This is a genomic window from Microbacterium sp. (assembly GCF_046295495.1).
In the GTDB taxonomy this organism is placed as follows: domain Bacteria; phylum Actinomycetota; class Actinomycetes; order Actinomycetales; family Microbacteriaceae; genus Microbacterium.
In genome coordinates this window covers 1-12,476 of sequence record NZ_JBKBNC010000021.1, presented here as the reverse complement: position 1 = coordinate 12,476, position 12,476 = coordinate 1, and the positions used below count along the sequence as shown (strand labels likewise).

Here is a 12,476-nt window from a genome sequence, read left to right as displayed (position 1 = left end):
AGGGGTTACTTGGCTTCGTGCTGTGCGCGGACCATCTCGACGACCTCGTCGTACTTCGGCGAGTTCATGAAGTTGTCCACCGACACGTGCATCGAGCCCGGCGACTGCGCCTTCGCGCGGTCGGTCAGCTGGTTCTGCGTGATGACCAGGTCGGCCGAGCCGTCGAGGTTGGCGATCGCCTGGTTGGTGACAGTGACACCGTCGATGCCGGCCTTCTTGATCTTGTTGCGCAGGACGCTCGCACCCATGGCCGAGGAGCCCATGCCGGCATCGCAGGCGAACACGATGTTGTTCAGCTGCTTCGTCGCGACACCGCCGCCGAGACCGCCGAGGGCGCCCTCGACGTCGCGGTCGGCCGAGTCGGTGGTGCCCGAACCGGTCGTGCCGGCCGCGCGGGTGCGGAGCGCGCCCAGGGTGGACGACTCCTTGCCCTTGTTGGCGGCGGTCTGGTCGATCGCGGCGGCGAAGCTGTCGCCCTCCGCCTCGGCGTCGCGCTTGCGGGAGGCGCGGAGGATGATGCCCGCGATGAGGAAGGTCACCACGGCTGCGACGACCACCGAGAGGTAGACCACGAGCACGTTCGCGACGCCACCACCGGCGGCGGCCGCCGTCACGGCGATGATGCTGCCGGGAGCGGCCGGGAAGACCAGGCCACCGCCGAAGATCATGTTGGTCGCGACGCCCGCGGCGCCACCGGCGATGAGCGCGAGGATGGTCGCGGGCTTGGCGAGGGCGTACGGGAAGTAGATCTCGTGGATGCCACCGAGGAACTGGATGACGATCGCGCCGGGGGCCGAGGCCTTGGCGGCGCCGACGCCGAAGAACGTGAAGGCCAGCAGCAGACCCAGACCGGGGCCGGGGTTGGCCTCGATGAGGAACAGGATCGACTTGCCGCTCTCCGCCGCCTGCTCGATGCCGAGCGGGGTGAACACGCCGTGGTTGATGGCGTTGTTCAGGAACAGCACCTTGGCGGGCTCGACGATGATCGACAGCACCGGCAGCAGGTTGAACTGCACGAGGAACGCGACGATGCCGCCGAGGACCGTGCTGATGCCGAGGAAGACCGGACCGAAGGCGAAGAAGCCGACGATCGCGAGGATCATGCCGAGGATGCCGGCGGAGAAGTTGTTCACGAGCATCTCGAAGCCGGGGCGGATCTTGCCGTCCCACAGCTTATCCATCTGCTTGGTGATCCAGGCCGCGAGGGGGCCCATGATCATCGCGCCGAGGAACATCGGGATGTTGGTGCCCACGATCACGCCCATCACGGCGATGGTCGCGACCACGCCACCGCGCGCGCCGTAGACGATGCGTCCAGCGGTGTTCGCGATGAGCAGGGGCAGCAGGTAGGTGATCATGACGCTGACCAGGCCGACGTAGCCCTGGTAGGTGCTGCCGTCCGCGTTCGCGGTCAGCGCGGTCGCAGCTCCCGGCCACTGGATGGTTGCGGCGTCACCGCCACCGCCGAGGATCTCGGCGACCGGGGCCCAGTGCCAGCCGAAGGGGCTGTTGGCACCGAAGAATCCGGCGGGGATGAAGAGCATGGTGATGAAACCCCATGCGATGAACGCCGCGATGTTCGGCATGATCATGCCGGAGAGGAACGTACCGAATCGCTGTACGGCGATCCGTGCTCCTCCCGGCTTCTTTGCGGGTGACGTCGTCGTCATTGCTGTGTCTCCTTGACTAGCGTTGCGGCCGAAGCCGGGTGGGGGATGCGGCTCACGCCGCGACGGTGTTCGAGGAGGCTGCCTGAGCGGCCTCTCGGGCGGAGGCCGCGTCATCGGCGGCCAGGGCGGCCTCGGCGATGCGGCGGGCATCGTCGAGAGTGTGGGTGAGCAGGGAGGCGCGCACGTCGGCGAGGGCCGTGGGGGCCATCGACAGCGTGGTGGCGCCGAGACCGACGAGCACGACGGCCAGCAGCGGGTCGGCCGCGGCCTCGCCGCAGATGCCGACGGGCTTGCCGTGGGCGCGGCCCGCGGCCCCGACCTCGCGGATGAGGCGGAGGACGGCCGGATGCCACGGGTCCTGGAACGACGCGACCGAGCCGAGCAGACGGTCGGCGGCGAGCGTGTACTGCGTCAGGTCGTTCGTGCCGATCGAGGCGAAGTCCGCGATGTCGAGGATGCGATCGGCCAGGAGGGCCGACGAGGGCACCTCGACCATGACGCCTGTCGTCTTCAGGCCGTAGTCCTTGGCGAGGGCGGTGAAGTAGCGCGTCTCCTCGACGGTCGAGACCATCGGCGCCATCACCCACAGGTCGGCGGGGCCGGCCTCGGTCTTGCGGGTCGCGGCATCCGCCTCGGCGAGGGCCGTGAGCTGCTCGCGCAGGATGTCCTCGCTGGCGCGGAGGGCGCGCAGGCCCCGCAGACCCAGCGCCGGGTTCTCCTCGTGCGCGTCGTTGAGGAAGGGCAGCGGCTTGTCGGCGCCGGCGTCGAGCACGCGCACCACGACCTTCTTGCCGGGGAAGGTGCTGAGCAGCTCGATGTAGGCGGCGCGCTGCTCCTCGACCGTGGGGGCGGAGCTGGAGCTGAGGAACAGGAATTCGGTGCGGAACAGGCCCACGCCCTCGGCGCCGAGCTCGACGGCCTCGGCGGCTCCGCCGGGCTTGCCGAGGTTCGCGAGCAGGGGCACCTTCGTGCCGTCGGCGAGGGCGCCGTCGGTGATGGGAGCGGATGCCGCGGCGGCGCGGGACGCGGCACGGGTGAGCGCGCGAGCCTTCTCGTCGTCGGACGGGTCGACGGTGACGACCCCGGCGGCGGCGTCGACGATCACGGGCTGACCGTCGACGAGGTCCTTCGCGCCTGCGGCGCCGACCACCGCGACGATCGACTTCTCGCGGGCGAGGATCGCGGTGTGCGAGGTGGGACCGCCCTCGGTGGTCACCAGGGCGAGCACCTTGTCGAGGTCGAGCAGCGCGGTGTCGGCGGGGGCGAGGTCTTTCGCCACGAGCACGAACGGGTGGCCGGGGTCGGGGATGCCGGGGGCGGCGACGCCCCGCAGGCGCGCGATGACGCGCTGGGCGACGTCGTCGAGGTCGGCCGCGCGCTCGCCGAGGTAACCGCCGAGCGCGACGAGCTGCTCGCGGAACGAGGCGAAGGCGTCGTGCACGGCGAACTCGCCGTTCTTGCCCGCGGCCAGGCGGGAGTCCACCTCGGCCTCCAGGGTGGGGTCTTCGGCGATCATCGCCTGCGCCTCGAGCACGTCGCGTGCCGCGCCGCCGGCCTCGGCCCCGCGGGCCTCGAGCTCGCGGGCCACGGCGGCGACGGCCTCGCGCACGCGGGCGGTCTCCTCTTCGACCGTCAGCTCGCTGGGGGCGTCCTTCGGCGCGGGCAGGGGCTCGGCCATGCGCGCGATGGGTCCCTGGGCGACGCCCAGGCCGATTCCGACTCCACGGAGTTCCGTCATGGTGCTTGGTTTCCTTACTCGGCGTCGTGGTCGGTGGTCAGCAGCTCGGCGAGGCGCTCGAGCGTGGCGTCGGCGTTGTCGCCGTCGGCGGTGAGGGTGACGTAGTCGCCCTGCTCGAGCCCCAGCGCGATGATGCCCAGGATGCTCGCGGCGTTGACGGGCTTGCCCGCGTCCTTGATCAGGGTGACGGGGATGCCGGACTCCTTGGCCGCCTGCGCGAAGAGCTTCGCGGGGCGCGCGTGCAGACCGTGCGACGATCCGATGCGGACCGTTCGGGTGATCTGGGGCATGGCGGTTCCTTTCCGGCGGCGGGTCAGACGGTGTCGGTGTCGGTCCGGGAGGATCGACGGTGTCCGCGGGGGTCCCGCGCGCCGAGGGCCTCTTCCACGAGGCTCAACGTGCGGGTTCCGGTCAGGTCGGAGAAGACGTCCTCGGGCAGTAGGACGACACGCACACCTCGAGTCGCGGCATCCTGACTGATCCACTCGAGTTCGGGGGCCAGGTGCGGACCGACGAGAACGACGTCGGCCGTGTCGAGATCGTTCGGGAGCGATCTCACGGTCCCCGCCTGCGCGGAGTAGGGGAGGCCGCGATCGTGGGCGGCGTGACGAACACGCTGTGCGACGAATGTGCTCGACGCACCGGCGCCGCACACCACGAGGATCCTCATCGACCCGCCTCCTTCCTCTCGATTGTGCGGAACGTGCTCACAGGAGACAACCAGGTTCGTTTCCCACCCCCCGGAACATGGATGCCGCCGCGCCCGCGCCGCGATCGGGTCCGCGTGGTTGGATGGAGGGAGCGCTGCCACACGTCGGCGGTGCGGAGGACGGATCGTGACGACGAAAGCTCGCCAAGACCGCCTGCTGGCCCTGCTGCTGCGGGACGGGGAGTGGTCGACCGCGGCCTCCCTGGCCGACGCGCTCGGGGTGACCCCGCGCAGTGTCCGCTCCTACGTCACCGCGATCAACGCGCGCGTCGCCGGCGGGGCGGCGATTGAGTCGGGCCCCCTCGGCTATCGCGCGGGGGGTGAGGCCGCCGCGGCCCTGCGGGCGATCTCGGGATCGGATGCCGGGACCCCGCGCGACCGCCTGCACACCCTGGTGCGTCGGCTGCTGGACTCCGCCGACGGCATCGACGTCTTCGAGACAGCCGACGCCCTGCACGTCAGCACCGCGACGCTGGAGGCCGACCTGTCGCGCGTGCGCGGGCTGCTCGGGGGCACCGAGCTGACACTGGAGCGCTCGGCATCCACGGCCCGTCTGCGCGGCACCGAGGTGGCGCAGCGACGTCTGCTGTCGAAGCTCGCGCACGACGAGATGGATGCCGGCCTGTTCGACCTCGACGCCCTGCGGCGCACGCTCGGCGAGCGCTCGGTCGGCGCGCGCGCCTTCGGTCCGTTCAAGGCCGAGCTCGTCGCGGCGCTCGGGGCGCTCGGCTACTACGTGAACGAGATCGGGATCGGCGACGTCGTGATGCACATCGCGATCGCCGCCGACCGCACGACCCGCGACCGCGCGCTGGGCTCTCCGGGCGGCGACTCCTCCGACGCGGCCGCCGCGGTCGTCGAGCTGCTGGACCGCCTCACCGTCAAACACATCGGCGTGCAGCTCGGCTCCGGCGACCTGCGGCATCTGGCGACGCTCGTGCTGACCCGCATCGTCGCCCCGGGCTCGCCGGGCGGCGACGACGTGCGGGCCCGCCTCGATCCCGCGGTCGAGGTGGCCGTACGCCTGGTCGTCGAGAACGCGGCATCCGAATTCCTCGTCGACATCGCCCACGACGACTTCATCCTGCGCTTGGCGCTGCACGTGCAGAACCTGCTGCTCCGCTCGCGCGAGCAGGCGTGGTCGCGCAATCCCCTGACGCGCTCGCTGAAGTCGACGTACCCGATGATCTTCGAGGTCGCGGTCTACATCGCCAAGGGCCTGCAGGACGGCCTCGGCATCCCGATCCTCGACGACGAGATCGCCTACATCGCGATGCACGTCGGCGGCCGCCTCGAGCGCAGTCGCCACGCCGACCAGCTGCTGACCGCGACGATCGTGTGCCCCGGCTATTACGAACTGCACGAACTGCTGCGCTCGAGCGTCGACCGCTCGCTCGGACAGGCGATCGAGGTCGTGGGGGTCGAGACGCGCATCGACCCCGCGTGGGAGTCGATCGACACCGACCTCGTGCTCACGACGATCGATCCGCCTCGGCCCGGCGACCGTTTCGTTCGCATCCAGCCGTTCCTCACCGACGCCGACGTCGAGCGCGTGCAGGCCGCGGCCGGTCGCATCCGCCGCGGGCGGCGCCTGGCGCGCCTGCGCGACGAGCTGGAGCGCTACTTCTCGCCCGAGGCGTTCGTGCGCGGAGTGGATGCCACCGGCGGCGAGGCGAGCGTCATCCGTCGGCTCGGCGGGATGCTCGTGGAGCAGGGCGTGATCGACGAGGCGTACGTGGCCCGGGCCGTCGAGCGCGAGACGATCTCGTCGACCGCCTTCACGGACGCCCTGGCCGTGCCGCACGCGATGGGAATGACCGCGACGCAGACGCGCATCGCGATCGGCATCGCCGATCCCTCGATCGCGTGGGGCGAGGGCCGTGTGCAGGTGGTGGCGCTCGTGGCGTTCAGCGAGACCGACCGCGAGGCGTTCCAGACGGTGTTCGAGCAGTTCGTCGAGGTGTTCAGCGAGCGCGACAGCGTGCAGCGCATCGTGCGACGCGCCACGAGCTTCCCGGCGTTCCTCGACGAGCTCGTCGCGGTGATCGACGGCTGACGCCGCCCCCGGCGTGGGGCGTCGTGCGTGCACTGGGGTGTGCGGTGTGCGCCCCGGTGCACGGAGCGTGCCCCGGTGTGGGGCGTCGGTGCGCCGCTCCGGTGTGGGGCGTCGTGCGTGCACTGGGGTGTCTGGTGAGCGCCCCGGTGCACGGAGCGTGCCCCGGTGTGGGGCGGCCCGCTCCGGCGTGGGGCGTCGGTGCGCGCCCCGGTGTGGCGTCAGAGCTGACGCCGGCGCGGCTCGATACTGAAAGCTGCGAGCCGCCGACCGAGCGTGGTCGCGTCCTTCAGATCGCGCCAGCCCCAGCGGGCGAATCGACGGTGTGTCGTGCCGCGGATCCAGTCTTCGCGCCGCTTCTCCTGTTCGAGGATCTCGATGGCGTCCCGACCCGATGCCGCGGGCAGCTCTCGGTACTTGATGCGCCCGTCGAACTCGCCCCATGCCGCGACGTCGTCGAGCCCGAAATCGACCCAGAACGTCCTCCCGCCCGGGCCGGGCACCGGAACCTGGAGCGAGGGAGTGGCGAAGCCGAGTTCGAGCAGGCGGAGCCGGCTGATGCTCTCGCCCGGCAGCTGCGCGCGTCCGTCCGCGAGACCGATCACGCGCTCGGCTCTCAGGCGTCCGCGCGTCGTCATCGCAGCGATGCGCTGCATCTCGTCCTTCAATGCGGCGGCGGCTCGTTCGTCGTACGTCCCCGGTGGGTGGAAGGCCGTCTGTCGAAGCGCGGCATCCGCGACGCACACGGCAGCATCGCGGGATTCGTGTCGCGCGACGTCGACGACCGTCCGAGGCAGGGACGTGCAACGCACTCCGGCCGCCTCGACCACGAGCGAGTCGTCGGCGAGATCACGGTGACGGATGATCCCCGGGCCGCTGCGCGAGCGGGGTTCCTCGGAGATGACGTGCAGCGCTCCGTCATCGCGGAGGATCGGAAGCCCGAGGATCGCGGCGGCCGTAGAGCCGCAGAACACCGGCGGGCGACGAGAGACGAAGGCGAGCGCGTGAGCCTGCACCACCATCCGCTGCTCGGTCGTCGACTCGGCGAGGTCCGCGGCGCGGACGTAGACTCCGCGCCTGAGCACGTTGAGTTCGCCCGCTTCCACCGCTCGGCGAAGGCGTCGTGAGTGCCACCCGAGCGCATCGAGCTGCTGCCGGGAGATGAGCGGGATCGTGTGTTCCGATGACACACCCCCACCGTCCCATCCCCCGCGATGCCCTGCCGCGTCAGCAGCGTGATCGGTGGAGAAGTGAGCGCGGTCGTCCCCCCGGGGAGGAACCCGGGGTCGGGGCGCCCAACGTGCAACGGGGTGGTCGCTGACCACCCCGTTGCACGCGTAGCGCCCCGAACCGGGAAACGCCCCGTCAGCGCCGCGTCGCCAGCAGCTCCTCCGCACCGGCGCGCAGCGCCGTCAGACGCCGCGTCGCCTTCTTCGCCGACGACCCGCGCACGTCGAGGTACAGCTTCAGCTTGGGCTCGGTGCCGCTCGGACGCACGATGAGGCGGGAGCCGTCATCGAGCCAGAGACGCAGCACGTCGCCGGGCGGGAAGCCCTCGACGCCCTGGAGCAGGTCGTCGATCCGTGCGACCGCGACCTCGCCGACCGCGGTCGGCGGCTCGGCGCGGAGGGATGCCATCATCCCGGCGATCTCGCTCACGTCACTCACGCGCACCGAGATCTGGTCGCTCGCGAACGCGCCGAAGGTGTCGCGGAACTCCTGCATCAGATCGGCGACGGTGCGGCCCTGTCCGCGCGCCTCGGCCGCCATCTCGAGCAGGGCGACGGCGGCGGAGATCCCGTCCTTGTCGCGCACCGTGCCGGGGTTCACGAGGTAGCCCAGTGCCTCCTCGAAGCCGAAGACGAGGCCCGGCGCCCGCGAGATCCACTTGAAGCCGGTCAGGGTGGAGTGGAAGTCGAGACCATAGTGCTCGGCCACGGCCTGCAACCCCGGCGACGACACGAGCGAGCACGCGAGGGATGCCGGGGACCCGGCATCCTGCTCCGTCCCGGCGACCGACCCGTCAGCCGTCGCGGCGGCCACCCCGTCGACGTCGGCCGCCGCACCCGCAACACCCTCGAGGGCTCCGTCCCGCATCGATGCGTCGGCGTCCGTCACCGACGTCTGCGCATCCACGGGCGCCGTCGCGGCATCCCGGGTCGATGCCACCGCCCGCGCCGCGCGCCACCCGAGCAGCAACCCGATCTCGTTGCCGGTGAGGCGACGCCAGCCGCCCTCGGCGTCGACGTCGGGGATGGCCACGGCGAGGCGGTCGGCATCCGGGTCGTTCGCGATCACGAGCTCGGCGTCGGCGGCCCGTGCGGTCTCGAACGCGAGGTCCATCGCGCCCGGCTCCTCCGGGTTGGGGAAGGCGACCGTGGGGAAGCGTCCGTCGGGGTGGATCTGCGCCTCGACCAGGGTCGGTGCGGGATAACCGGCGGCGGCGAGCACGCTCGACACCGTCTCCCACCCGACGCCGTGCATCGCGGTGTAGACCCACCGCAGCCCCTCGGCGCCCGCCGGGGCGGGGGCGACGGCGGCGGTGGCGGCGACGTAGGCCTCGACGACCGACTCGGGGGCGTTGGCGTATCCGACCGAGCGGGGGAGCACGCTGACGTTGCCCGCGTCGGCGACCCGCTGGATCTGGGCCGCGATCTCCGCGTCGGCGGGCGACACGATCTGCGCGCCCTCGTCGGCGCCACCGAGGTAGACCTTGTAGCCGTTGTCGTCGGGCGGGTTGTGGCTGGCGGTCACCATGACCCCCGCGTCGGCGCCGAGGTGGCGCACGGCGAAGGCGAGCACGGGGGTGGGCAGCATGCGCGGCAGCAGCACCGCGTTCAGTCCGGCTCCGGCGAAGATCTCCACGGAATCGCGCGCGAACACGTCGGAGTTGCGCCGCCCGTCGTAGCCGACCACGACGGTGGGAGTGCCCGATCCGGCGCGCTCGCGCAGGTACGCGGCGAAGCCGGCCGCCGCCTGGGCCACGAGCACGCGATTCATGCGGTTGGGGCCGGCGCCGAGGGTTCCGCGCAGCCCCGCCGTGCCGAACGCCAGGCGGGTGGAGAAGCGATCGTCCAGATCGGCTGCGGCGTCGGCATCCCCGTCTTCGACGCGCGCGACGAGAGCGGTGAGCTCCTCGCGGGTCACGGCATCCGGGTCCTGCGCGATCCACGCGCGCGCGGCGTCGACGTGGTCGTTCACAGCGCGCCGATCACGCGCGCGAGAAGCGCCGAGATCACGGGCTCGGCCTCGCGACCGGCCTCGAGCACCTCCTGGTGGCTGAGCGGGCTCTGCTGGATGCCGGCGGCCAGGTTCGTGATGAGCGAGAAGCCGAGGATCTCCATGCCGGCCTGGCGGGCCGCGATCGCCTCGAGCGCGGTGGACATGCCCACGATGTCGCCGCCGATGGTCTTGGCCATCTGCACCTCGGCCGGCGTCTCGTAGTGCGGGCCGCGGAACTGCGTGTACACGCCCTCGTCGAGCGAGGGGTCGATGGAGCGGGCCACCTCGCGCAGACGCGCGGAGTAGAGGTCGGTGAGGTCGATGAAGGTCGCGCCCTCGAGGGGGGAGTCGGCCGTGAGGTTGATGTGGTCGCTGATCAGCACGGGCTGACCGGGCTTCCACGTCTCGCGGATGCCGCCGGCGCCGTTGGTGAGGATCATCGTCTTCACACCCGTGGCGGCGGCCGTGCGCACGCTGTGCACCACTCGACGCACGCCGTGGCCCTCGTAGTAGTGCGTGCGCGCACCGATGACGAGGACGTTCTTGCCCCCGGGTGTGCGGACGCTGCGCAGGGTGCCGACGTGGCCCTCCAGGGCGGGCTTGCTGAAGCCGGTGACCTCGGTGGCGGGGAACGACGCCGTCTCCTCGCCGATGAGCTCGGCGGCGCGGCCCCAGCCCGACCCCAAGGTCACGGCGATGTCGTGGTGCTCGACGCCCGACAGGCGGGCGATGTCGGCCGCTGCGGCCGTGGCGACCTCGAACGGGTCGACCGCCGGGTCGTCGAGCGGGTGAGAAGTGCTGTTGGACATTCCCCCACTCTAGAAACCGCCGGGCGCGCGGGCCAGACGGCGGGCCCGTGTCGGCCGCGAAAACCCGCCGCGAGACCCGGCTCCGTGCCGGACGCGCCCGTCAGCGCTGACAGAATGGATGCCATGGTGCAGAGCTTCGAGCGCAAGCAGTCCGTCGCGATCGTCGGCGGAGGCCCCGGTGGCTACGAGGCGGCCCTGTCGGCGGCCCAGTTGGGCGCCGACGTGACGCTCGTCGAACGCGCCGGTGTGGGCGGCTCGGCCGTGATCACCGACGTCGTGCCCTCCAAGACCCTCATCGCCACGGCCGACGCCGCCGTCGCGATCCGCAACGCCAGCGACCTGGGCGTGCAGCTGTTCGCCAAGGACGACCGGGGCAAGCCCCTCACCCCCGAGGTGGCGATCAACCTCGCCGCCGTCAACCAGCGTCTGCTCTCGCTCGCCCGGCAGCAGTCCGATGACATGCGCTCCTCGCTGCTCGAGGCGGGCGTGCGCATCATCTCCGGCCACGGGCGCCTCGACGGCAACGGTGCGGTGGTCGTGTCGACCGAGTCCGGCGGAACCGACTTCGACCGCATCGAGGCCGAGACCCTCGTCGTCTCGGTCGGCGCCTCGCCGCGCGAGCTGCCCTCCGCGAAGCCCGACGGCGAGCGCATCCTCACCTGGACGCAGCTCTACAACATGAAGTCCGTCCCCACGCACCTCATCGTCGTGGGCTCCGGCGTGACCGGCGCGGAATTCGCCTCCGCCTACATGAACCTCGGCGCGAAGGTCACGCTCGTCTCCAGCCGCGACCAGGTGCTGCCCGGAGAAGACCAGGATGCCGCGGCGGTGCTCGAGCGCGTGTTCCAGCGTGGCGGCATGACCCTGCTGGCCAAGGCCCGCGCCGACTCGGTCGTCAACACCGGTGAGGGCGTCGTGGTCACCCTCTCCGACGGTCGCACGATCGAGGGCAGCCACTGCCTGATGGCGGTGGGCTCCATCCCGAACACCGCCGGCATCGGCCTGGAGCAGGCCGGCGTGCAGATGACGCCCTCGGGACACATCCGCGTCAACCGCGTCGCTCGCACCTCGGTGCCGAACATCTACGCCGCGGGCGACTGCACCAACTTCTACCCCCTGGCATCCGTCGCGTCGATGCAGGGGCGTCAGGCGATCTTCCACGCGCTCGGCGACGTCGTCATCCCGCTCGAGACCCGCCGCATCACCGCGAACATCTTCACCGCCCCCGAGATCGCCACGGTCGGCTTCAGCGAGCAGGACGTCACCGAGGGCCGCATCGCCGGCAAGGTGCGAAAGCTCCCGCTCTCGGCCAACCCGCGCGCGAAGATGCAGGGCATCACCGACGGCTTCGTCAAGCTCATCGCCCGTGAGGGCAGCGGCACGGTCATGGGCGGCGTGATCGTCGGCCCGAAGGCGTCGGAGCTCATCTACCCGATCGCGATCGCCGTGGAGCGTCGCCTCACGGTCGATCAGGTCGCGCGCGTGTTCGCGGTGTACCCCTCGCTCACCTCGAGCATCACCGACGCCGCGCGCGCGATGCACATCGTCGACCGCGGCGACCCCGGCGAGGACTGAGCGTGCCGGATGCCGTGCGCTCGCGGCATCCGTCTCCCGTGGTGCCGTGGCCGGGCGGCATCCGTCTCCCGCGGTGCCGCGCAGGAGGCGACTTCCGCCTCTCTCGGGTGTCGCGCGGTGGGCGGCGTCCGCCTCGCGCTGTGCCGGGCGGTGGGCGGCGTTCGTCTCCCGCGGTGCCGCGCACTAGGCGACCTCCGCCTCCCGCCGGTGTGGTGCGGTGAGGCGTCGCTGTCCGCTGTGCGGTGTCGCCTGCTCCGCGATCGGGCGGAGCGGGCATAAACGCCATCTGCACGCATAAACGCGTTGCCATCGCGTTTCTGCGCGCGGATGCCGTTTATGCCTCGCCGTGCGGACGCGCAGGGGCCCTCCGCGCGAGCGTCGCTCCGCCGCCGTGGGCAGCGGTGGCGGGGTGGAGGCGTCCATAAACGCTCCTCCGACGCATAAACGCGATGTCAGCGCGTTTATGCGCGCGCAGGGCGTTTATGCGTCTGAGGGCGCGCGGCGTCTCGCCGTGCCGCTGCGCCGCGCCGCTGCACCGCCGCACCGGCGCCGCGCCCGGACGGGGTCCCGGCGTGCGCCGGGATGACGATGCGACGGATGCTTTTTCCGGTTTACGGGTCAAGCCCGCACCCCACCCGCCCCGCGCGGCTCGCCACCCGCCCGCGCACCCGCCGCCGCGGCGGCGGGTCGCCCCCGGCCA

At 71.7% G+C, this 12,476-nt stretch carries 9 protein-coding genes; 2 read left to right on the top strand and 7 right to left on the bottom strand.

The window, feature by feature from the left end; genetic code table 11:
- Positions 1-5: 5 nt before the first annotated feature.
- Genes ACK4LS_RS09495 through ACK4LS_RS09480 form a run of 4 tightly spaced genes read right to left on the bottom strand, consistent with a single transcriptional unit; the run spans position 6 to position 4,078 of the window.
- Entirely contained in the window at positions 6-1,670 is a 1,665-nt protein-coding gene (locus ACK4LS_RS09495; RefSeq protein WP_409716467.1) for a PTS mannitol transporter subunit IICB, read from the bottom strand.
- 52 nt (positions 1,671-1,722) lie between these two features.
- The gene (gene ptsP, locus ACK4LS_RS09490) at positions 1,723-3,408 is read right to left on the bottom strand and encodes a phosphoenolpyruvate--protein phosphotransferase (protein WP_409716465.1); all 1,686 of its coding nucleotides are present in this window, start codon (positions 3,406-3,408) and stop codon (positions 1,723-1,725) included.
- Positions 3,409-3,422: 14 nt separating this feature from the next.
- Entirely contained in the window at positions 3,423-3,698 is a 276-nt protein-coding gene (locus ACK4LS_RS09485) for an HPr family phosphocarrier protein (protein WP_409716463.1), read from the bottom strand.
- 23 nt (positions 3,699-3,721) lie between these two features.
- Positions 3,722-4,078 (bottom strand): PTS sugar transporter subunit IIB, encoded by a 357-nt coding sequence (locus ACK4LS_RS09480; RefSeq protein ID WP_409716462.1) that lies wholly within the window; start codon positions 4,076-4,078, stop codon positions 3,722-3,724.
- A 166-nt stretch (positions 4,079-4,244) separates the two neighbouring features.
- On the opposite strand from ACK4LS_RS09480, the gene ACK4LS_RS09475 reads away from it, so the two are divergent.
- Positions 4,245-6,173 (top strand): BglG family transcription antiterminator, encoded by a 1,929-nt coding sequence (locus ACK4LS_RS09475; protein ID WP_409716460.1) that lies wholly within the window; start codon positions 4,245-4,247, stop codon positions 6,171-6,173.
- Between the two features lie 218 nt (positions 6,174-6,391).
- On the opposite strand, the gene ACK4LS_RS09470 is transcribed toward ACK4LS_RS09475, so the two are convergent.
- The 3 genes from ACK4LS_RS09470 to ACK4LS_RS09460 all read right to left on the bottom strand — a co-directional run bounded on the left by ACK4LS_RS09470 (position 6,392) and on the right by ACK4LS_RS09460 (position 10,201).
- On the bottom strand, positions 6,392-7,360 hold the full coding sequence (locus ACK4LS_RS09470) for a type IV toxin-antitoxin system AbiEi family antitoxin domain-containing protein (protein WP_409716458.1): 969 nt from the start codon (positions 7,358-7,360) through the stop codon (positions 6,392-6,394).
- Between the two features lie 175 nt (positions 7,361-7,535).
- A complete protein-coding gene (locus tag ACK4LS_RS09465) occupies positions 7,536-9,371 on the bottom strand; it encodes a phospho-sugar mutase (RefSeq protein ID WP_409716456.1) in 1,836 nt (611 codons plus the stop codon).
- Positions 9,368-10,201 (bottom strand): purine-nucleoside phosphorylase, encoded by an 834-nt coding sequence (locus ACK4LS_RS09460; protein WP_409716454.1) that lies wholly within the window; start codon positions 10,199-10,201, stop codon positions 9,368-9,370. Before ACK4LS_RS09460 ends, ACK4LS_RS09465 begins: the two co-directional genes overlap by 4 nt.
- Positions 10,202-10,315: 114 nt before the next feature.
- On the opposite strand from ACK4LS_RS09460, the gene ACK4LS_RS09455 reads away from it, so the two are divergent.
- Positions 10,316-11,776 (top strand): NAD(P)H-quinone dehydrogenase, encoded by a 1,461-nt coding sequence (locus tag ACK4LS_RS09455; RefSeq protein ID WP_409716530.1) that lies wholly within the window; start codon positions 10,316-10,318, stop codon positions 11,774-11,776.
- Positions 11,777-12,476 lie beyond the last annotated feature (700 nt).